Raw genomic sequence first — 20,978 nt, forward strand, 5'->3', positions numbered from 1 at the left:
AACCCGCGAACCGGCAGCAGTGTGAACCCTTCGGTTAGTGGCGCCCTGGAGTTTCGGTGGTGTCCGGCTGGAGGCCGGTGAGCATGGTGTCGACCAGCGAGGTGTCGTGTTTCGCGGCACGGAACAGCGGGTGGTCGAGCGTCGATCGGAGGAAGTCGCGGGTGGTGGCCACACCGGGCCCTTCGACGGCGCACTCGTCGAGGGCGCGGGCCATCCGGGCCAGGGCCTGGGTGCGGTCGGGCGCCCAGACGACCACCTTCGCGAGGAGGGAGTCGTAGTCGGCCGGAACCCGGTAGCCGGCGTACCCGTGCGTGTCGACGCGGACGAACGGGCCGGCGGGCAGGTCGAAGCGGGTCAGCTCACCCGGCGTCGGTACGAAGCCGCGCGCCGGATCCTCGACGTTGAGGCGACACTCGATCGCCGTGCCGCGCGGCGTCACGTCGGCCTGGGTCAGCGCGAGCCGTTCGCCGGCCGCGACGAGGATCTGTTGCCGCACCAGGTCGACGCCGGTCACCAGCTCGGAGACCGGGTGTTCGACCTGGAGCCGGCAGTTGACCTCCATGAGGTGGAAGTCGTCCCCACCGCCGACCAGGAACTCGAAGGTACCCGCGCCCACGTAGCCGACACCGAGTGCGCCGGTGACCGCGGCGGCGGTCATCCGGTCGACCATGTGTTGCGGCAACCCGGGCGCGGGCGACTCCTCGATCAGCTTCTGGTGACGCCGCTGCACCGAGCAGTCGCGCTCACCGAGGTGGATGCCGTTGCCGTAGCGGTCGGTGAGCACCTGCACCTCGACGTGGCGGGCCGACTCGAGGTAACGCTCGATGTAGACCCGGTTGTCGCCGAAGAGCAGCTGCGCCTCGGCCCGCGCGGCGGCGAACTCGCCCAGGAACGAGGCCGGGTCGCGGACCACCCGTACGCCCCGACCGCCGCCACCGGCGACCGCCTTGATGATCAGCGGGAAGCCGATCTCCTCGGCGACCGCGCGGGCGTGGGCCGCCGACTCGACGGCGTCGGTCGTGCCGGGGAGTACGGGCAGGCCGAGGCCCGCCATGATGCCCCGCGTCCGGGCCTTGTCGCCCAGCGCGGCCATCACGGCGGGCGGCGGCCCGATGAACGTGATCCCGTCGGCCTCGCAGATCTCGGCGAAGTCCGGGTCCTCGGAGAGGAATCCGTAGCCCGGGTGGATGGCGTCGGCCCCCGTGCGGCGGGCCGCCTCGATGATGGCCGGGGCGCTCAGGTAGCTGCGCCGGCTGGGACCCGGCCCGATCTGGACGGCTTCGTCGGCCAGCCGCACCACCGCCGAGTCCCGGTCGACGGTCGAGTAGACCGCCACGGTACGCAGCCCCATCTCCCGGCAGGTCCGGGCGATCCGGACCGCGATCTCGCCCCGGTTGGCGATCAGCACCGACTCGAACACTGGGTCAGCCCTCCGACACAGCTAAGGCGATCAACCGTTCGCCGTACTCGACCGGGGTCGCGTTGGGCACCAGCACCTTCACGACCTCGCCCGCACGGTCGGCTTCGACCGGAATCATCATCTTCATCGCTTCGAGGATCGCGACCTGCTGGCCGGGCACGACCTGGTCGCCCTCACGGACGAACGGGTCAGCGCCGGGCGACGGCGCGAGGTAGAGCGTCGCGACCATCGGCGCGCACACGTAGTGCAGACCGGCGTCGGCCTCCACCGGCGGGACCGGCGCAACCGCCGCCACCCCGGGTGCGCCGTCCGGCCACTCCACCTCGACCACCAGGTCGCCGTGCTGGAGCCGGGCGCGGCGGACCGGACCTGGCGTCGACCCGATCAGCCGCGCGAGACTGCGGACCGCGGCATCCAGCGGGTCGGCGTTACCCTCCGGCATTCGTCAAACCTCCGATCTGTCGGAAGCGGGCCCGGCGATGGGCCCGCACCTCCTCGCGGTCGAGACTGGCCAACTCCGCGAACGCGTCGACGACCGCCCGGTGTACGGCCGACGCGGTCGCAGCGGGATCGGCCGGTGCCCCGCCGGGTGGTTCGGGAACCACCCCGTCGACGACGCCGAGCGCCAGCAGGTCGCCGGCCTGGAGCTTGAGTTGCGCGGCGGCCTCGTCGGCCCGACCGGAGTCGTTCCAGAGGATCGCGGCGCAGCCTTCCGGGCTGATCACCGAGTACGTCGCGTTGGCGAGCATCAGCACCCGGTTGCCGACGCCGAGGGCGAGCGCGCCTCCGCTGCCGCCCTCGCCGGTCACGATGGCGACGACCGGAACCGTCAGCCCGGCCATCAGCCGGATGCTGTCGGCGATGGCGAGAGCCTGCCCGTTCTCCTCCGCCGAGATGCCGTGGTAGGCGCCGGGCGTGTCGATCAGCGTCACGATCGGCGTGCCGAGCTTCTCGGCCAGCCGCATCAGTCGGGCCGCCTTGCGATAGCCGGCCGGTGTCGCCATGCCGAAGTTGCGGCTGGCCACCTCGGCGACCGTGTGGCCCTTCTGGTGGCCGATCACCACTGTGGGCCGGCCGTCGATCAGGCCGACGCCGCCGACGATCGCCGGGCAGTCACTCGCCAGCCGGTCGCCGTGCAGCTCCACGAAACCGTCCACGAAGTGGCCGATGTAGTCGAGTGTGGAGGGCCGGCCGAGATCGCGGGACAACGCCACGACCGCCCACGGGTCCCCCGACTCGGGGGGCGTGGTGGCCCGTACCGGGTAAGGATCCGGCGCGGACCGGTCGGCCCCCGCGAAGGCCAGCAGCCGGCCGATGGTCGACCGCAGATTCGACCGGGGCACCAGGTCGTCGAGCATGCCGCGGGCGAAGAGGTACTCGGCGGTCTGGAAGCCGGCCGGCAGCGGCTGACGCAGCGTCTGCTGGATGACCCTCGGCCCGGCGAAGCCGAGGCGCGCCCCCGGCTCGGCGAGAATGACGTCGCAGAGCGTCGCGAACGATGCCGCGACGCCACCGTAGGTCGGGTCGCTGACCAGCGAGATCGTCAACACCCCGGCCTCGTCGAGGGCCCCGAGCGCCGCACTGGTCTTGGCCATCTGCATGAGCGACAGCACGCCCTCCTGCATCCGGGCACCGCCGGAGGCGCTGACGATCAGCAGCGGCGTACGGGTTTCGAGCGCCAACTCGGCCGCCCGGGTGATCCGCTCGCCGACGCCCGCGCCGAGGCTGCCACCGAGGAACCGGAAGTCCATGACCGCCGCGATCAACGGCTGCCCCTCGACCGTGCCCCGGACGCAGACGACTGCCTCGTCGAGCCCGGTGCGCCGGCGGGCCGCCTCGATCCGTTGCGGGTAGGGCCTGGTGTCGACGAACCCGAGCGGATCACCGACGGCATCGACCGGTGGCAGCTCCTCGACCGAGTCGAGATCGAAGAGCTGCTCGATCCGCTGGTGCGCGGTGACCTGGTCGTGGTGGTCGCACTCCGGGCAGACGCCCAGGTTGCGTTCGACCCGGCGCTGGTAGAGCAGCGCCCGGCAGCCCGGGCAGATCAGCCAGCTCTTGCCGACAGGCGTGTTGACGGTGGCGGTCATGACTGCCCGCGTTCGGCCGCGGCCTTCTCCACGATCTCCCGGATGCGTGCCTGCTGCTCACGTGTGGTCCGGTTGAGGTGGGCGGTCATGCCCTCGTCGTCGGCGTGCCCGCCCGGCCGCATCTCGAAGTCCTGTACCCACCGCATCCGCACCCCGCCGTCCGGGAGCTCGGTGTATTCCCAGAACAGGTTCATGTACTTGAAGGCGCCGGTCTCCAGCCGCCGTGCCCGCACCACCCGGTCGGCGCGGTCGGGCACCCGCTCGGAAACCCAGCTCCAGACCCGTCCGGCCGGGTCGGGGTGCATGGTGAGACGGAAGACGACGGCCCCGTCGTCGGACGTCGAGAGCACCTTCGTGCTGGCGTACTCGCTGAACAGGGAGGGCCAGTTGGGGATGTCGTTGGTCAGGTCCCAGACGAGGTCGAGCGGTGCGTTGATGACGACCGCGTTGTCCGTGTGTCCGGCCATTGGGGTCACCGATCCGCGAGTCGTTGGTTGACGTAGTCGACGGCGAGCCGCGGCGTCTTCATGATCGATACGGCGTCGTCGGGGATGCGCACCTCGTACTCCTGCTGCACCCGCGCCGCCAGCTCCAACAGCGCGAGCGAGTCGTAGCCGAGGTCGTCGAACGGCGCGTCGAGCGTCGCCGGATCGGCCCAGTCGGTCTGCTCGACCACACCGGAACTGGTCTCCAGGATCCGACGCAGGTCGTCGAGGGTCAGCTGGCTCATGAGTTTCCTCCCGTCGGTCGCTGCCACCCGTCGCGCACGCCGCCGACCTGCGGCACCGGCGACTCGGGGTGCGGGACCTCCTCGGTGTCGACGTGGCCCAGTTCGGGGCGCGGCGCGAGCGGGCTGATCTGGAACACGATCAGCGCGGTCTCGGCACCGGCGTTGACGATGCGGTGCCGCTGGCCGCGACGGACCATCAGAGCCTCGTCGGCCGCGAGCTTGACCTCCGCGCCGTCGACTCGGATCACGACCTCGCCGCGCACCAGATAACAGAACTTGTCCGAGTACGGGTTGTACTGCTCCGCCAGGAACTCGCCCGCCTCCAGGCGGACCGTGCCCATGAAGCCCTCCGTCGCGTCGACGGTCTTCGGGCTGAGCAGGATCCGCACCTCGCCGCCGATCCGGTTGATGCCGGGCACGTCGGTGGCGGCGACCTTCACGATCGGTTGCCGATGCATGGTCATCCCTTCTCTGCGACGAGCACTCGGAACGGCAGGTCCGTCGGGTGGACGGTGGCCGGGCCGAAGCCCGCCGCGGCCAGGGCCCGGTTGTAGGCGGCGACGGAGTGCGACTCCCCCTCGAAGGTCCAGACCAACATCAGCACTGAGAAGAGGTACGGCGCCGGGTCCAGTGCCGGTGACTCGTCGCCGGTGGTGAAACCGACGATGACCAGCCGTCCACCCGGCTTGACCACGGAACCGAGCCGGTTCACCAGCTCATGCACCCGCTCCTCGGAGAAGTGGTGGGTGACGTTGGTCAGCAGCGCGACGTCGTAGGGGCCACCGAGATCGGTGGTGAACATGTCACCCGGCAGGAACGACGCCCGGTTGCGTACGCCGAGCCGCTCGGCGTGCTTCTCCGTCACGGCGAGCACGTTGGGCCAGTCCAGCGAGGTCACCGCCGCCTGCGGGTTGTGCTGCGCGAGGGTGTAGCCGTAGACGCCGTGGCCACAGGCGACGTCGAGGATGTCGAGCTCGGCGCGCTCCTTCGTCCACGGTGCGAGCGCCTCCGCCATCACCTCGGCGGTCGGCTGGGCGACCTTCGTCGCGTACGCGGCGAAGTCCTCCCAGTAGGTGTACTCCGGGGTTTCGGCGTGCACGTCGAGCACGGTGCCGCCGGCCCGTACGGCGGCGCTGAGGTCGCGCAGCGCGTCCCACTCCCAGTCGCTCGACATCACCTTCACCATTCCGCCCAGGTAGTCGGGACGGGTGCTGACCAGGTGGTCGGCGGCCGCCGGGGTGAGCGAGAAGTGCTCGCCGGTCCGGTCGGTGAGGCGGATCGCGGTGAGCGCGTCGAGCAGGATGCGCGCGCCTCGCGGGTGGATGCCGAGCTTCGGAGCGAGCCCGCTGGCCGTGGCCGGGCCCGCGGCGAGGGCGTCGAACACACCCAGCTCGACCCCGGTACGCAGCAGGCTCGTCTTCTTGTATGCCTGCATCATGTCGTTGATGTCGCGGCGGGTCAGCGTCACGTGATGCTCCCTGTCTCGGGGCTCCAGGTGTAGAAGGGCGTGGCCAACGAGTCCTGCAACTCGGTCATGCTGTCCGGCGCGTAGCGCTGCAGGTAGGCCGAGAGGCGCCGGTTGACCTCCTGGAAGTCCGCGCGGGCTCGGGCCGCGAGGAGCTTGTCGAAGACGTCGGTGTCGGCCTCGAGCAGGTGCATGTAGAGGTCCTGGTAGCGGAAGAGCGTGCGCCGCGAGATGCCGACGACGTGGGGCATGTCGCCCTTGTCGTGCTCGGCGAAGAGCTCGGCGACCGCGTCGGCGTGGCCGGGGGCCATCCGCATGACCATGAGGGCGCGGTAGGACATCTGCTCACGCTCCCCGCAGGATCGTGGCCAGGGCGGCGGTCAGGGTCTGCGCCTGGTCGTCGACCGGGCCGGCGCTGCGCCAGGCGACGATGCCGTCGGGGCGTACCAGCAGCGCCCCGCCGGGGCCGACCCCGCAGCTCGCGAGCCACGAGCCGTCGTCGGCGAGGTCACCGTCGGGGCCGGCGGTCAGCGCCTTGATCGGGAGCCCGGTCGCCGCCGAGACCGCCTCGGCCGCAGCGAGCCAGGTGTCGTCGCCGGGGGCCGTGGCCAACGTCCAGCCCTCGGTCAGCACGTCGATCGTGGAGACCCGAGCGCCGTTGTGGTCGACCCAGCCGTGCGGGGCACGCGATCCGGGTTGGCCGGTGAAGGTCAGCTCGCGGGGCAGCAGCTCGGTGTCGGCGGGAGCGCCGACGATCGCGTTGGAGGTGTAGCGGTAGCCCATCGTCACGATGACGAAGTCCCGGTAGGCGGCCTTGTCCTCGTCGGCGAGCTGACCCCGGGTGCGGAAGAGCATCCACGCCTGGTCGGCGGTCGCCGCGCCGACCGGGCGACGCTCGGCTTCGTAGGAGTCGAGCAGGCTCTCGTCGGCCCGCCCCTGAAGCACGTCGGCGAGCTTCCACGCCAGGTTGTGCGCGTCCTGGATGCCGGCGTTGACGCCGAAGCCGCCGGCCGGCGGGTGGGCGTGACAGGCGTCGCCGGCGAGGAAGACCCGCCCCGACTGGTACGCGTCGGCGACCATGTGCCGCGCGTCCCAGGGCTGGGCCGACTCGACCTCGACCTCCAGCTCGGGATCACCGGCCGCGATCCGGGCCAGCTCGACGCAGCGTTCCGGGGTGAAGTCGGCCGGCGACTGCCCCCGCTCGGGGTAGTAGTTGACGCCGAACATCCACCGCCCCGGCTCGATGAAGAGCAGCAGACCCTGGGCCAGCTGGTTCATCAGGTAGATCAGCGTGAACCGGGGTGCCGACTCGGGCAGGTCGACCTTGGCCCGGAAGATGATGCTGACGAAGTTGCCGGCGACGCCGTTGCTGCGGTTCCCGATCTGGAGCAGTTCACGGACGGGGCTCTTCACGCCGTCGGCCGCGACGACGTAGCGCGCCCGGATGGTGCGTGTCGTGCCGTTGTCGTTGACGGTCGCGGTCACCCCGTCCTCGTCCTGGGTCAGCCCGATCAGCTCGTTCTGGAAGCGGATCTCCGCGCCCGCCTCGACGGCGGCGTCGTAGAGCAGCGGCTCGTAGTGGTCCTGGCCGCACCAGATCGGCCAGCTCGGCGTGAACTTGTCGTAGTCGACGTCGTGCGCCTCCATGACGAAGGACTTGTGCAGGTCGGCCAGGGACTGGGCGCCGAGCATGACCAGTGGCGTGGCGCGGCCGGCGCGGACCAGGTCGAGTTCGGCGCCCGGCCCGACGATCTTCATGCCGGCCTGCTGCACGGCCGGCTCCAGGCCGACGGTGCGGAAGATCTCCACCGTGCGGGCGTGCAGGCCGGTCGCGCGGGGGATCGTCGACAGCCGGGGCCGACGTTCGACCAGGATCGGCCGGATTCCCTTGCGGGCCAGGAAGAGCGCGGTCGACAGGCCGACCGGGCCGCCGCCGACGATCAGGACGTCGGTGCTTCCGTCAGACATGAGCGTCCTCCGTGTAGACGACTTTGTAGAGGTGGCGTTCCGGCGTGGCGATAGCGCGTACCTCGCCGAAGTGGGGGTGGACCTCGGGGTTCTGGAGCATCGCGGTGAAGTGCTCTTCGCTCTTCCACTGCGCGTAGTTGACGACCCGGGTTCCGTCGAGGCTGGCGTGGATGTTCGCCGACACGAACCCGTCGACCTTGGACATCACCGCGTCGGTCGCCTCGATCAGGATGTCGACGAGCTTCTGCTGGTTGGCCGGCTCGACGGTGAAGATGTTGACCATCGTCACGACCGGCTGGTCGATGCCGATGTGTGCCATTGCGGGCTTCCTTTCCTAGATCGGACGCGCTTCGAGCAGGGCCCAGCCGCGGGACGCGGGGGTGTTGGCCAGCTCGAAACCGGACGCGGTGAACAGCGCCTGCCATTCCCGGAGGTCGCGCTCCTTGCCGCCGAAGAGCACCAGCATGTCGATATCGATGATCTTGGCGTGGTCCCACTGGTTGCGTGGCGGCACGATCTGGTCGATCGCGATGAGGCGGGAGTCGGCGTCGCCGATCGCCGCGCGGATCCGACGGAGCAGCCTGACGCAGGTGTCGTCCGGCCAGTTGTGGACGATCGACTTCAGGATGTACGCGTCGGCACCCGCCGGTAGCTCGTCGGTGAAGAAGTCGCCGCCCCGCACCTCGACCCGCTCGGTGACACCGTGCTCCTTGAGCAGCGGTTCGGCGTCGGCCACGACCTCGGGCAGGTCGAAGAGGACACCGGTGCCCTCGGGGTGACGCTGGAGCATCTTGGCGAGGAAGTAGCCGTTGCTGCCGCCGATGTCGGCGATCCGGCCGAACCGCTCGGGCGCCAACTCCGCCGCGAACCGGTCGGCGAGCCGCCGGCTCCAGTGGGCCATGAAGCCCTCGAAGAACCGGTTGGCCTCCGGGTGGGCCTGGAGGTAGTCGTAGAAGCCCATGCCGAAGACCTTGTTGAAGGCCGGCTCGCCGGTGCGGACGCTGTGCAGGATCTCCGCGTACGGGAGGCGGTTGAAGTCGGCGCCGCTGAACTGAACCATCGGTCGCAGCCCGCCGATCCGGGCCGACGTCAGCCCCTCGCCGAGCGGGGTCAGCGCGAACGACCCGTCCTCCTGCTCGTCGAAGATGCCGACCGCGGAGGCCGCGCGCAGGATCCGCCGTAGCGCGTCCTCGTGCGACTCGGTCTCCGCAGCCAGTTGGGCGACCGGCACCGGCCCGTTGACGAGCAGGTCGGCGATGCCGAGCTCGGTGACCACGTGGATCACGTTCGCGATCTGTTTGGCGCTTCCCAGCACCGCGATCTGCCGTTCACGCAGGTCAAGTGCCTGCTGCTCGTCGAAGTTCGCGACGGCGGCGAGGCTGGCGTCGGTCATCGTCCATTCCTTTCGTCGGTCACGACCATGGCTGCGTTGAACCCGCCGTAGCCCCTGGCGAGGACGAGCGCCGCGCGTACGGGTGTCTCCCGCGCGACGTCGCGCACCAGGTCGAGGTGCAGGCCCTCGACCGGCTGACGGATGTTGGTGGTGGGCGGGATGACGCCGTGCCGGATCGACAGCAGCGCGGAGACGAGGTCGAGCGCCGCCCCGCCCGAGTAGAGCCGGCCGGTCATCGTCTTGGGCACGGTCACCGGCACACCGCGTGGGCCGAAGACCGCGGTGATCGCCTCGGCCTCGACGCGGTCGAGTTCCGCGACACCGGCGCCGTCGGCGAAGACGACGTCGATGTCGGCCGGTGTGAGACCGGCGTCGGACACTGCCATCTCGGCCGCCCGACGCAGGCCCGGTGGGCGGCCGGAGCCGGGCCGGGGGTCGAACGTCGCGCCGTATCCGGCGATCACCCCGTAGACGGCGGCCCCCCGCCGGGCAGCGGCGTGTTCGTCCTCCAACACGAGGATCGCCCCGCCCTCGCCCGGCACGTAACCCGACGCGTTGGCGTCGAACGGCAGGAACGCCGTGGCCGGATCGTGCCCCGTACTGAGGAGGCCGTTGGCGAGTTGGGCCGTCCAGCCCCACGGGCAGAGCGACGCGTCGACACCGCCGGTCATCACGAGCTGCACGCCCTTGCGCACCTGGCGCCGGGCCTGCGCCACCGCGTCGAGCCCACCCGCCTGCTCGGTGACGAGCACCCCGGTCGGCCCACGCATCCCGTGGCGGATCGAGATCTGGCCGGTGTTCACAGCGTAGAACCACGCGAACGACTGGTACGCGCTGACGTGCTCGGAGCCCTTGCTCCAGAGCTTCTCCAGCTCACGGTGGCCGAACTCGAAGCCGCCCGACGCGCTGGCCGTGACGACACCCATGCCGAACTCGGGCAGCGCCGACGGGTCGACCGACGCATCGGCCAGCGCCCACTGCGCCGCCGTCAACGACATCCGGGTCATGTGGTCGGTCTGCGCCATCAGCCGGCTCGGGATGTGATCGGCCGCCTCGTATCCGGGCACCTCGCCGGCCAACTGGGCCGGGTAACCCGAGGGGTCGAAACGGCTGATCGGCCCGATGCCACCCACCCCGGCGACGGTGGCCGCCCAGAAGGCGTCGCGGCCCAACCCGTTTGGCGCCGCCACGCCGACCCCTGTGACGACAGTGGTCATGCCACACGCGCCAGGAGCATCGCGCTCTGGAAGCCACCGAACCCGCTGCCCACGCTCAACACCACGTCGGTCTGCTGCTCACGGGCGGTGAGCGGCACGTAGTCGAGGTCGCACTCCGGGTCGCGTTCGTGCAGGTTGGCCGTCGGCGGCACCGCCCCGTGCTTGATCGCCAGGGCCGACGCCGCGATCTCGATCGAGCCGATGGCACCGAGCGAGTGGCCGATCATCGACTTGATCGAGCTGACCGGGGTGCGGTACGCGTGGTCGCCGAGGCTCCGCTTGAACGCCGCCGTCTCGTGCCTGTCGTTCTGCTTCGTACCCGAGCCGTGGGCGTTGATGTAGTCGACGGCGTCGCCGGGCAGCCGGGCGTCGGCGAGCGCGACCCGGATCGCCTCGGCCATCTCCCGCCCGTCGGGCCGCAGGCCGGTCATGTGGAACGCGTTGGAGCGCGAGGCGAACCCGACCAGCTCGGCGTAGATCTGCGCGCCTCGACGGCGGGCGTGCTCGAGCTCTTCGAGGACGAACATCGCCGAACCCTCGCCGAGAACGAACCCGTCGCGACTGTTGTCGAACGGCCGCGAGGCGTGCGTCGGGTCGTCGTTGCGGGCCGTGGTCGCCTTGATCGCGTCGAAGCAGGCCACCGTGATCGGCGAGATCGGGGCGTCGGTCGCGCCGGCGATCATCACGTCGGCCGAGCCCTCCCGGATCAGCTCCCGGGCGTGGCCGACCGAGTCGAGGCCCGACGTGCAGCCGGTGGAGACCACCGTCGCCGGACCTTCCGCCCCGACCGACCACGCCACCTCGCGGGCGAACGAGCTCGGCACCAGATAGTCGTAGAGGTGCGGGGTGGCGTACCGGTGGTCGGTCAGCCATTTCCGGCCGCCGTCGCTGACCACGACGTACTCCTCTTCGAGGCTCATCGTGGCCCCGACCGCCGTGCCGACGCTGACGCCGACGCGGGTCGGGTCGACGACCTCGAAGCCGCTGTCGGCCAACGCCTCCCGGGTGCAGACCACTGCCATCTGGGCCGCCCGGTCCATCCGGCGGACCTCCTGCGGCGACAGACCCTCGGCGACCGGATCGAAGTCGGCCTCCGCGGCCACCCGCGACCGGAAGGGGGTGGCGTCGAAGAACGACAGGGTACGGGTGGCCGTGCGGCCAGCGGTCAACAGTTCCCAGAACGCCTTGGTGCCCAGTCCACCGGGGGCGATGACGCCAATCCCGGTGATGACCACCCGACGGTCGGATGTGCTCGTCATGGAAGACCTCCTGGCCGCGATGTCCGTGTGAAAGCTAGGGACGGCCGGTCGAACGGCGCTGGAGCGTCGGTCGAGGGCCTGTCACGAGGCCCTGGCAAGCCCCGGGCGCAGTGGCCCGCCGGCTGCCAACACCTCCCGCTGGAGCCGCTGGAGGTCAGGCGAAGGGTCCAGGCCCAACTCCTCACTGAGCACCCGGCGCAGGTGGTGGTACGCCTGCAACGCCTCGCCACGGCGCCCCGAGCGGCTGAGCGCCACGATGAGCTGGCGGTGGAACCACTCGTTGAGCGGGTACGTGCCCACGAGATAGCGCAGCTCGCCGATCAGCTCGCGGTGACGGCCGAGTGTGATGTCGGCCTGGATCCGCAGCTCCAGCGCACGGATCCACTGCTCCTGGAGGTGGATCGCGTGCGCCTCCAACGCCGGCCCGAAGGTCACGTTGGCGCCCACCGGCCCCGTCCACATGGCCAGCGCCCGCCGGAGCACCTCGGCGCCCTCCTCGGGCCGGTCCGACTCGATGTGTGAGCGGCCCTGGTCGAGCATCGTCTCGAACACCTCGGCGTCGAGCTGGCCCGGCTCCACCCTGAGCAGGTAGCCGCGGGCACGGCTCTCCAGCACGGTCCGGTCCGGGGTCTCAATCCCCTCTTTCGCGAAGAGCTTGCGCAGGTGGTAGATGTAGGTCTGCACGGTGGTGACGGCGCTGCGCGCCGGATCGTCACCCCACAGCTCCCGGATTATCGAGTCGACCAGAACGACCCGATTGGCCCGCATCACCAGCAGCGCCAACACGGTCCGCACCTTCGGCGGCGTCGGCGTGCAGATCCGGCCCTCGTGGATCACTTCCAGCGACCCGAGAATCTCGTACCTGACCACAGTGGTCCCCCATTTCCCCATAGCACCCGTCGAGACGATCTCAAGCTATGGATGAGCGGGGCGTGTCGGAACGACCGCAGGTAGCGACATCGCGGGTTCTTCCGAGGATCGATGCGTGTCGAAAGTTGTACGGCGGATACCCCTTCGATCGCTCGATGCTTCCTCCAGGCAACCTCCACCAGGGGCGGGAAGACTCGCCGGGCCCCCACGCCCCTCGGGTTAGGAGTCACACATGTCGCACCGCCTCTTCACCTCCGAGTCGGTCACCGAAGGTCATCCCGACAAGATCGCCGATCAGATCAGCGACGGGATCCTCGACGCGTTACTGGCGCAGGACCCGCACAGCCGGGTCGCCGTCGAAAGCCTGATCACCACCGGCCAGGTCCACGTCGCGGGCGAGGTCACCACGCAGGCCTACGCCGACATCCCGCGCATCGTGCGGGAAACGGTCCTGGGCATCGGGTACGACTCGTCGAAGAAGGGCTTCGACGGCGCCTCCTGCGGCGTCAGCATCTCGATCGGCGCCCAGTCGCCCGACATCGCGCAGGGCGTCGACACGGCGATCGAGCTGCGCGACGGTTCGTCCGGCGGTGGGCTCGACGCCCAGGGCGCCGGGGACCAGGGCATGATGTTCGGCTTCGCCTGCTCGGAGACGCCGGAGCTGATGCCGCTGCCTATCGCGCTGGCCCATCGGCTGGCCCATCGGCTGGCCGCCGTCCGCAAGGACGGCACGGTGCCCTACCTGCGGCCGGACGGCAAGACCCAGGTGACCGTCGAGTACGACGGCCTGCGGCCGGTCCGGCTCGACACCGTCGTGGTCTCCACGCAGCACGCCGCCCACATCTCCCTCGACGAACTGCTCGCCCCCGACATCCGTGACCACGTGATCACGCCGGAGCTGGAGGCGCTCGACCTCGACACCGAGGGTTACCGGCTGCTGGTCAACCCGACTGGCCGGTTCGAGATCGGTGGCCCGATGGGTGACGCCGGCCTGACCGGACGGAAGATCATCGTCGACACCTACGGCGGGTACGCCCGGCACGGTGGTGGCGCGTTCTCGGGCAAGGACCCGTCGAAGGTCGACCGCTCGGCGGCGTACGCGATGCGGTGGGTGGCGAAGAACGTGGTGGCCGCGGGCCTGGCCGAACGGTGCGAGGCGCAGGTGGCCTACGCGATCGGCAAGGCCCACCCGGTGAGCCTGTTCGTGGAGACGTTCGGGACGGAGACGGTGCCGCTCGACCGGATCGAGAAGGCGATCGGCGAGGTCTTCGACCTGCGCCCGGCGGCGATCATCCGCGACCTGGACCTCCTGCGTCCGATCTACCAGCAGACGGCCGCCTACGGCCACTTCGGCCGTGAACTCCCGGACCTGACCTGGGAGCGCACGGATCGCGCCGCCGACCTCAAGGCCGCTTGCTGAGGAACGTCGCCGATCGCTAGAACGGCGGGCGGCGCGGGCGTGGCACCAACCGGTCGTGTGGCAGCGTCACCAGTGACGCTGCCACCGCCTTGTTGACCGCATCGATGCGGGAGACCGCGCCGAGCTTCGCGAAGATGCGACGCAGATGGCTCTTCACAGTGGCCTCGGTCAGGTCGAGTCGCCGTGCGATCTGGGCATTGGTCATCGCCTCGGCCGCGAGTTGCAGGATCTCCAGCTCGACGGGGGACAGAATGGCGGACTCCGCGTTCTGCACCTGCACCAGGCTCTGACCCGAGACCGAGAGAAGCACCGAGCCGCTGCCGTCGCGCGCCTTGCGGATCGCGGCGACCAGTTCCTCTCGACCCACGCTCTTGAGCAGGTAGGCGCGCACCCCGGCGGCGATCAGACGGCGCAGCAGGTCAGGGCTGTCATACATGCTGAGGATGACGACTGCGCTGTCGGGCGACACCTCACGGATGCGGCGCACCGTGACCACCGGGTCGTCGCCGGGAATCTCGACGTCGAGCAAGACCACGTCGGGACGCTCCGACGCCGCCTTGGCGACCGCGGTGGCCGAGTCGCCCGCCTCGTCGACCACGTCGAGGTCGGCGTGCACCTCGAGCACCCAGCGCAGACCCTCGCGGACGAGAGCGTGGTCGTCGACTATGAGGATGGTGGTGGCGCCGGCGGAAGACCCGCCGTCGGACCGCGTCAACCTAACCCCCAGACCCCATCCCCCGCCGCAGCGTGCACACGATTGGCACCGTATCGCGGGCGTGTGACGCCACAGCTATCGTGGCGTCCTCCCGACACGAAGAACGCCACGATCGCCGCGCGATTCTGTCAGTCTCGTGTGGACAGACGAACCAACTCGCCGATGCCGAGACCCTTGTTGGCGATGTAGAAGCTGCCGTCGGATGCGATGGCGAACGACATCGGCGAGTCCAGGCCGGCGCTCGCCAGCTCCCGGTGGCTACCGTCGCGCTCCACCCGGATCAACGCACCGGTGGAGTCCCCGGAGCTGAGCCCGTTCTTCGCGATCTCCAGCACGACCAGTCGACCCCGCTTGTCGAACGCGATGTCGATGATGTTGGTGAAGCCGGTCGCGAAGATGGTCGGCTCCTGCCCGGGCACCAGCCGCCACACCCGGGCGCCGCCGTTCGGGAAGGGGTGCCCGGTCAGCTGTCCGATGTAGAGGGCGCTGTCCGGCCCGCGGGTGATGGTGGTCGGCACGAACTGGATCGGCGTCGTCGAGCCGGGCGGCAGGCCCCACTCCGGCGGCGCAGGAACCTGCTCCTGTGGCCACACGTGTTCGGCCGTGACCACGCCACGGCGGTCGATCCTGAGCACGTCGTTGGCGGCCGCGTCGAGCGCGTAGACGTCACGTCCGTCGGCGACCACGGCGTACGGCTGGCTCTCCGGAATGACCCCGTCGGGGTTGTTCTGGCCCTCGTAGGCGGAGAGGTCGCCGACGACCGACCAGCGGCGCTTCCCCTCGACCCGGAGGATTGTCCCCATCGTGGCCCCGGCCGCACCGAGCAGGTCGCGCGAGACCGGGTCGGTGCTGTAGCCCATCGCCACCAGCAGCTTGCCCTGCCGATCGAAGGCCAGGTCGTGGGCGCCGTAGACGGAGAAGCCGCCGCCGGTGCTCCGCAGCGACGGCAGACCCGTCACGACTCGCTTCTGCCAGCCGTGACGGACCGCCGTGATCGCACCGGTCGAGCCGTAGCAGAGGTTGGTGCCGAACGTGCCGGGGATGCACACGTCGTCGCCGCCGAGCCCGGCCTCGGCGACGTAGACGATGCCGGCCCGGTCGATGGCGACACCGCGAGGGTTGTCGAGGTTGCGGGCGACGACGGTCAGTCGCCCAGTGGTCGAGGTGGCCGCAGTGGCGGGCGCGGCAATGCCGGCCACCAGTACCAGCGGCACGGCCAGCGACAACGTTCGTCGCATCGCGTCGAGCATGGGTTCTCCTCAGCATGCGGGGTTCGGATGCGAACGACGCTGCCGTCGTCGCCTCGAGGCCCGGTGGAGGAAGGCTCGACAGGCTCGCCTACTCCGGCTGATTGGGGGTGCTGCGCCCCAGCTCGTAGGGGGATGTCACGCCCTCGTAGGCGAGGTGCATCACCATGCCGTTGGCCGCGTGGTCGAGGTTGTGGCAGTGGTCCATCCAGAGCCCCGGGTTGTCCGCCTTGAAGCCGATCTCGTAGATCTCACCGGGGATCACGTCGAGGCTGTCGATCCACCACGGTGACCCGGTCGCGCGGACCCCGTTGCGGGAGAGCACCAACGCGTGATGGCCGTGCAGATGCATCGGGTGGTTCTGGTGGCTGCGGTTGACGATCCGCACCTTGACCACGTCGTCCATCCGAACCATGAGCGTCGGTGTGTTGGGGAAGCTGTGCCCGTTGATGATCGGCACCAGGTGGAGCCCCCCGTTGTAGAAGGACAGCCGGTCGTCGAGGAGCTGGGTGAACGAGCGGTCGTACGACGAGCCGGCGTCGAACGGCCGGGAGCCGCCAGAGCCGTACGAGAGCGGGTCGAAGTGGTCCCCGTCGTCGACGATCTTCGGCGTCGAGGTGTCACCCGGTGGCGCCAGGACCAGCCCGCCGTCGCGGTTGGCGAGGTCGGTCAGGCGCACCGGGCCCGCCGGCATCGTGAACGTCACGTCGTAGCGTCCGCCGGTCGCCAGCCCGAACCGCGGGTCGGTCAGCGGGGTCGGACCGTTGACGTCGACCCCGTCGATCGCCGCCACCCGCACCGGCGTGCCGTTGACCGTCAGAGCCCGCGGGCGACTGTCGGTGGACGGGTTGTTGTCGGTGTTGATCAGACGCAGTCGCACCGGCGTGCCCGGGGCGACCTCCTGGCGTTGCAGCGTGTCGCTGGTGCCGAACGAGACGATGTTGTCGTCCGGCGTACGCCACTCGTGGGCCTGCACGACGAAGTCCCGCTCGCCGGGGGGTGGGCCGTCGCGCGGCTCGACGATCAGCGCGCCGAACAGACCTCGCCGGATCGCCTCGAGCGGGTTCTGGTGGGTGTGGTACCAGAACGTGCCGACCTGCTCGGCGATGAACCGGTAGGTGAAGCTGCCGCCCGGCTCCACCGCGTTCTGCGTCGCGCCGGCCACGCCGTCCTCACCGTTGGGGACGTCGAGGCCGTGCCAGTGGATGGTCACGTTCTCGTCGGGAATCTCGTTGTGCAGCGTCACCTCGATGAGGTCACCCTCGCGGACCCGCAGCTCCGGCCCGGGCGACTGTCCGTTGTACGTCAGCGCCTTGATCTCGGTGCCCGACGAGAGCCGTACCGTTGCGTTCTTCGCGGTCAGCGTGAAGGCCTTGTTGGGCTTGCCGGTCTGCGGCCCACGCAGGTCGTCGACCGAGGTCCCGCCGTGACCACCGTGACCGATCGAGGGGCCTCCGCCGTAGTCGACGTTGTCGTGGGACGTCATGGACATGCGGTCGGGCAGCCTGCTGCTCTGGGCCACGTAGGTGATGCCGGCGGCGACGACCAGCACCACGACCGCAGCCTGTGCGGTGGCGCGCAGGGCGCTGGCACGCCGGCCCCGGCGTGCGAAGTCGGTCGCGGTGACGACCCGCAGGCGTCGCCCCTGCCAGAACCACAGCACCACCACCGACAGCAGGATCGGCGCGGCGTGGGTCGCGATGTCGTCGAGGTAGGACGGGACCGGACGGGACACGTACGCGAAGTAGACGCCAATGACCGTCGCCACGGCCGTCACCTGGACCGGCACGACGAATCGGGGATCGGCGGCGGCGGAGCGCGTCTCGACGTCGACCGGTGCGTCGTCGCGGTTGGCCAGGGCGCGCAGGCCCGGCAGGGTCCAGATGACGACCGCCAGCATCGGCAGCAGCAGGAGCGGCATCTGCACGATCACGCGGTTGTCGGCAAAGATCCAGTCGACGGCGAGCATCAGCCCGATCGCGACGCACTTGACGACCAGCACCACCAGCGCGGCGACGAGCAGACGCAGCAGCCGACGGGCGCTCTTGCGCAGCGCCTCGGGCGTCGGCCGCCAGGCCAGCCGCGTGGCGAGGATCGCCGCGGACAGCCAGATCAGGAACAGGACCCCGGCCAGGATCCCATCGGCGTTCTCTCCGACCTCAAACATGACGCCAACATACGAAGGATGCGCACCCCACGGCATCCGTTGAGGAACGGCCGGTGCGTACGGTGATCGCCGTAGCCGGCACCGCCTGCGAAACAGGTGCCGTAGTCAGCTGCCGGGCGCGACGAGCCCCGTCTGGTAGGCGAGGACGACGAGTTGCGCGCGGTCGCGGACGCGGAGCTTGACCATGGCCCGGTGGACGTGGGTACGGGCCGTGGCCGGGCTCATCGACAGCCGGCGCCCGATCTCCTCGTTCGTCAGCCCGCTGGCCACCAGGCTCATCACCTCGCGCTCACGGTCGGTCAACACCGCCAGCCGGCCGCCGTCGACCGGCGTCGGCGCGACCTTGCTGACGAACGCGCTCACCAGCCGGCTCGTCACCCGCGGCGAGATCAACATGTCGCCGCCGGCCACCACCCGTACCGCCTGGCGCAGCTCGTCGGGCTCGATGTCCTTGAGCAGGAACCCGCTCGCGCCGGCGCGCAGCGCCTCGAAGACGTACTCGTCGAGCTCGAAGGTGGTCAGGACGATGACCCGCACGGCCGGGAACCGTTCGACGATCGCGGCCGTGGCCCGCACGCCGTCGAGCACCGGCATTCGCACGTCCATCAGCACGATGTCCGGCCGGGTCGCGGCGACCATCTCGACAGCCTGGGCGCCGTTGGATGCCTCGCCGACCACCTCCAGGTCGTCGCTGTGGTCGAGCAGGCCCCGGAAGCCGGCCCGCACGAGTGTCTGGTCGTCCGCCAGCACCATCCGGATCGTCACGCTGTCTCCTCCACCTCGACCGGCAGCCGCGCGGCCACTCGGAACCCAGCGCCCTTCGGCCGGGGCCCGGCCTCGAGCGACCCGCCGGCGGCCGTGGCCCGTTCCCGCATTCCGGCCACGCCGTGCCCACGCTGGCTCGCCCCGGACCCGACCCCGTCGTCGACGATCTCCACCGTGACGGCGTCGCCCGCGTAGGCGATGGTGACGTCGACGGTCGTCGCTTCGGCGTGTTTGACCGTGTTGGTGATCGACTCCTGCACGATCCGGTAGACCGAGAGCGCCACCTCCGGCGGGATCGGGCGCGGGGTGCCGGCGATCCCCGACCGCACCTTCACGCCGGCCTGTTCGGCGACCGCGAAGACGCGGGCCAGATCGGGCACCTCCCCGGCGTCGCGGAGCATGCCGATCGCCGAGCGGACCTCGTGCATGGCGTCGCGTGCCGCGCCCCGGATGCTCCGCAGCGCGGCCCGCGCCTCGGCCGGCTTGCTGTCGAAGATGTCGTCGGCGAGGCTCGCCTGCACACTGATGGCGGCGATCGTGTGACCGAGTACGTCGTGGACCTCGCGGGCGATTCGGAGCCGCTCCTGGGCGACCTCGTGTTGACGCTCCTGGCGCATCACGGCGAGGCGCTGCTGTGCCTCGGCCAGCCGGACCCGGCGGGTGCGGATCGTCTCTGCGAGCAGCACCACGGCCGCGAGCAGCGAGCCCTCTTCGAGGGTGGCCGAGAGGGAAGGGAAGAAACCCTCGCCGAGCAGCGTGTACCGCATGATCAGCTCAAGGACGACGAAGAACCCGGCGACGATGAGCGCCCAGGTGAACCGGCCGGCGGCCGCCACGGAGAAGAGCGCGGCGGCCAGCGGGAGGGCGGGCGGGATGCCCGGGTACTCGAGCGCGTAGTAGATCATCAGCGCGGTGACCGAGCCGACCAGCACCAGCAGCGGCCAACGGCGCCGGAAGACCAGCAGCAGCCCGATCACCGCGCCGATCGCGTAGGCGCGCGCGTCCGGTGGCCGGGCGCCGGGCTCGTCGGCGACCCGGATCGCCACCGCCACCACGGCCGCGACGACGATCGCGATGAGGGCATCGATCGCGATTCGTCGGATGGCCGGGTTCATGTCCGCAACGGTACGACGCGCGCACGGTCCGTTAGCGAGGGCCCCTTACCAACCGGAAACCGTCGGCAAGGGGCCCGTCGGCTCAGCCGCGGCGGAGCGAGAGCAGGGTCTGCCCGGTGGGGATCACCGTGCTGCCCGCCACCTGGAGCCCGGCCTTCTCGCCCAGTTCGGCGTACTCGCGCCAAGTCCTCGCCTTGCCCGCCATGAGCGAGAGAAGGCGCAGGTCCATCTGGGTGATGAACATCAGCCGGGCCGGGTCGTCGGGGAAGTTGTCGTTCTCGTCCTTCACGAGGATCTGCACGATCAGCACCTTTCCGGTCGTGCCGATCGCGTCCGCCGCCCGCTGGAGGATCTTCTCGGCGGCACTGTCGTTCCAGTCGTGCAGAACGTTCGAGAGGATGTAGACGTCGGCGCCGGCCGGGAGCGGGTCGAAGATGCTCCCGCTGACGACCTCGGCGCGGTCGGCGATGCCCGCCGCCTCGAACCGGGCCCGGCCCTGCTCGACGACGCCCGGCAGGTCGACCACGGTGCCGCGCAGGTGCGGCTGGGCCTTGAGGATCTCGGTGAGCAGGGCACCGGTGCCGCCGCCGACGTCGACGACGTGGTTGACGGTGCTCCAGTCGTAGCCCTGGACGACCTGGTCGAAGTAGCTCGCGTGGGTGGCCATCAGCGCGCCGAACGACGTGGCCCGGTCGGGGTTGGTGGTCAGGTCGTCCCAGAACTCGATGCCGTAGCGCACGGGGTACGCCGCGTCGCCGGTGCGGATCGAGTGGGTCAGCGAGCTGAACGTGCCCTCGATCCGGCCGGCCATCGAGTCGACGTCGAGCCAGGGACGTTGGGCGGCGGGGTGGTCGGTCTTGAGGAACTCGGCGGCTTCCGTCAGGGCGTACACCCGCGGCTCGGTCTCCTTGAAGACGCCGCGGACCGAGAGGTAGCGCAGCAGCCGATGCAGCGCGTCGGGATTGGTCTTCGTCGCCGCGGCGAGTTCGTCGAGCGTGGTGGTGCCCGCGGCGATCAGGTCGGCGAGGCCGAGCGTCGCCGCGGCCCGCACTGCCCACGGCGTGATCGTGTCGGTCAGCGAGTAGAGATTGACCCGATTTTCCGTCATGGCGGCGAGCTTCGACGACGGCGCTCGAG

General features: G+C 70.4%; 21 protein-coding genes. 1 reads left to right on the forward strand and 20 read right to left on the reverse strand.

Features of this window, described 5'->3' with window-relative positions:
• Positions 1–34: 34 nt before the first annotated feature.
• From ACFYP0_RS09105 to ACFYP0_RS09170, 14 genes are all read right to left on the reverse strand, one after another.
• Positions 35–1,420, reverse strand: a complete 1,386-nt coding sequence (locus ACFYP0_RS09105) for an acetyl-CoA carboxylase biotin carboxylase subunit (protein ID WP_124861418.1) — start codon at positions 1,418–1,420, stop codon at positions 35–37.
• Positions 1,421–1,424: 4 nt separating this feature from the next.
• The gene (locus ACFYP0_RS09110; RefSeq protein ID WP_124861421.1) at positions 1,425–1,862 is read right to left on the reverse strand and encodes an acetyl-CoA carboxylase biotin carboxyl carrier protein; all 438 of its coding nucleotides are present in this window, start codon (positions 1,860–1,862) and stop codon (positions 1,425–1,427) included.
• Positions 1,849–3,510 (reverse strand): acetyl-CoA carboxylase carboxyltransferase subunit alpha, encoded by a 1,662-nt coding sequence (locus ACFYP0_RS09115; RefSeq protein WP_355493776.1) that lies wholly within the window; start codon positions 3,508–3,510, stop codon positions 1,849–1,851. The genes ACFYP0_RS09110 and ACFYP0_RS09115 overlap by 14 nt, the downstream gene beginning before the upstream one ends.
• Positions 3,507–3,977 (reverse strand): SRPBCC family protein, encoded by a 471-nt coding sequence (locus ACFYP0_RS09120; RefSeq protein ID WP_355493775.1) that lies wholly within the window; start codon positions 3,975–3,977, stop codon positions 3,507–3,509. Before ACFYP0_RS09120 ends, ACFYP0_RS09115 begins: the two co-directional genes overlap by 4 nt.
• A 5-nt stretch (positions 3,978–3,982) precedes the next feature.
• Complete coding sequence (locus tag ACFYP0_RS09125) at positions 3,983–4,240, reverse strand: acyl carrier protein (RefSeq protein ID WP_091394916.1); 258 nt, start codon at positions 4,238–4,240, stop codon at positions 3,983–3,985.
• The gene (locus ACFYP0_RS09130; protein WP_356977440.1) at positions 4,237–4,698 is read right to left on the reverse strand and encodes a cupin domain-containing protein; all 462 of its coding nucleotides are present in this window, start codon (positions 4,696–4,698) and stop codon (positions 4,237–4,239) included. The genes ACFYP0_RS09125 and ACFYP0_RS09130 overlap by 4 nt, the downstream gene beginning before the upstream one ends.
• Before the next feature lie 2 nt (positions 4,699–4,700).
• Entirely contained in the window at positions 4,701–5,708 is a 1,008-nt protein-coding gene (locus ACFYP0_RS09135; RefSeq protein WP_356977441.1) for a methyltransferase, read from the reverse strand.
• Positions 5,705–6,046, reverse strand: a complete 342-nt coding sequence (locus tag ACFYP0_RS09140) for a TcmI family type II polyketide cyclase (RefSeq protein ID WP_124861433.1) — start codon at positions 6,044–6,046, stop codon at positions 5,705–5,707. The genes ACFYP0_RS09135 and ACFYP0_RS09140 overlap by 4 nt, the downstream gene beginning before the upstream one ends.
• A gap of 4 nt (positions 6,047–6,050) precedes the next feature.
• Complete coding sequence (locus ACFYP0_RS09145) at positions 6,051–7,673, reverse strand: FAD-dependent oxidoreductase (protein WP_386995173.1); 1,623 nt, start codon at positions 7,671–7,673, stop codon at positions 6,051–6,053.
• Positions 7,666–7,992 (reverse strand): antibiotic biosynthesis monooxygenase family protein, encoded by a 327-nt coding sequence (locus ACFYP0_RS09150; protein WP_091394929.1) that lies wholly within the window; start codon positions 7,990–7,992, stop codon positions 7,666–7,668. Before ACFYP0_RS09150 ends, ACFYP0_RS09145 begins: the two co-directional genes overlap by 8 nt.
• Before the next feature lie 15 nt (positions 7,993–8,007).
• Entirely contained in the window at positions 8,008–9,066 is a 1,059-nt protein-coding gene (locus tag ACFYP0_RS09155) for a methyltransferase (protein ID WP_386995175.1), read from the reverse strand.
• Positions 9,063–10,283 carry a ketosynthase chain-length factor gene (locus ACFYP0_RS09160; RefSeq protein ID WP_386995177.1) on the reverse strand — a complete coding sequence of 407 codons (1,221 nt, stop codon included), beginning with the start codon at positions 10,281–10,283 and terminating at the stop codon, positions 9,063–9,065. Before ACFYP0_RS09160 ends, ACFYP0_RS09155 begins: the two co-directional genes overlap by 4 nt.
• The gene (locus ACFYP0_RS09165) at positions 10,280–11,542 is read right to left on the reverse strand and encodes a beta-ketoacyl-[acyl-carrier-protein] synthase family protein (RefSeq protein ID WP_124861448.1); all 1,263 of its coding nucleotides are present in this window, start codon (positions 11,540–11,542) and stop codon (positions 10,280–10,282) included. The genes ACFYP0_RS09160 and ACFYP0_RS09165 overlap by 4 nt, the downstream gene beginning before the upstream one ends.
• Positions 11,543–11,623: 81 nt before the next feature.
• Positions 11,624–12,412: an AfsR/SARP family transcriptional regulator gene (locus tag ACFYP0_RS09170; protein ID WP_091397314.1), complete on the reverse strand. Its 789-nt coding sequence runs from the start codon at positions 12,410–12,412 to the stop codon at positions 11,624–11,626.
• Between the two features lie 232 nt (positions 12,413–12,644).
• Between ACFYP0_RS09170 and metK the strand changes: the two genes are divergently transcribed.
• Complete coding sequence (gene metK, locus ACFYP0_RS09175) at positions 12,645–13,832, forward strand: methionine adenosyltransferase (protein WP_386995180.1); 1,188 nt, start codon at positions 12,645–12,647, stop codon at positions 13,830–13,832.
• A 16-nt stretch (positions 13,833–13,848) separates the two neighbouring features.
• Here the strand turns inward: metK and ACFYP0_RS09180 are convergent, their stop codons facing one another.
• From ACFYP0_RS09180 to ACFYP0_RS09205, 6 genes are all read right to left on the reverse strand, one after another.
• Complete coding sequence (locus ACFYP0_RS09180) at positions 13,849–14,547, reverse strand: response regulator (RefSeq protein ID WP_386995182.1); 699 nt, start codon at positions 14,545–14,547, stop codon at positions 13,849–13,851.
• Positions 14,548–14,675: 128 nt separating this feature from the next.
• Positions 14,676–15,797, reverse strand: coding sequence for a ScyD/ScyE family protein (locus ACFYP0_RS09185; protein ID WP_386995184.1), 1,122 nt, complete (start codon positions 15,795–15,797; stop codon positions 14,676–14,678).
• A gap of 88 nt (positions 15,798–15,885) precedes the next feature.
• Positions 15,886–17,961, reverse strand: coding sequence for a multicopper oxidase family protein (locus ACFYP0_RS09190; RefSeq protein WP_386995187.1), 2,076 nt, complete (start codon positions 17,959–17,961; stop codon positions 15,886–15,888).
• Positions 17,962–18,066: 105 nt separating this feature from the next.
• Positions 18,067–18,726: a response regulator gene (locus ACFYP0_RS09195; RefSeq protein WP_112581714.1), complete on the reverse strand. Its 660-nt coding sequence runs from the start codon at positions 18,724–18,726 to the stop codon at positions 18,067–18,069.
• Positions 18,723–19,841 (reverse strand): sensor histidine kinase, encoded by a 1,119-nt coding sequence (locus tag ACFYP0_RS09200; protein ID WP_386995190.1) that lies wholly within the window; start codon positions 19,839–19,841, stop codon positions 18,723–18,725. Before ACFYP0_RS09200 ends, ACFYP0_RS09195 begins: the two co-directional genes overlap by 4 nt.
• Positions 19,842–19,923: 82 nt before the next feature.
• Positions 19,924–20,949 carry a methyltransferase gene (locus ACFYP0_RS09205; protein ID WP_386995192.1) on the reverse strand — a complete coding sequence of 342 codons (1,026 nt, stop codon included), beginning with the start codon at positions 20,947–20,949 and terminating at the stop codon, positions 19,924–19,926.
• Positions 20,950–20,978: the final 29 nt, after the last annotated feature.

The sequence above is a fragment of the Micromonospora arida genome (assembly GCF_042873195.1).
Classification (GTDB): domain Bacteria; phylum Actinomycetota; class Actinomycetes; order Mycobacteriales; family Micromonosporaceae; genus Micromonospora; species Micromonospora arida.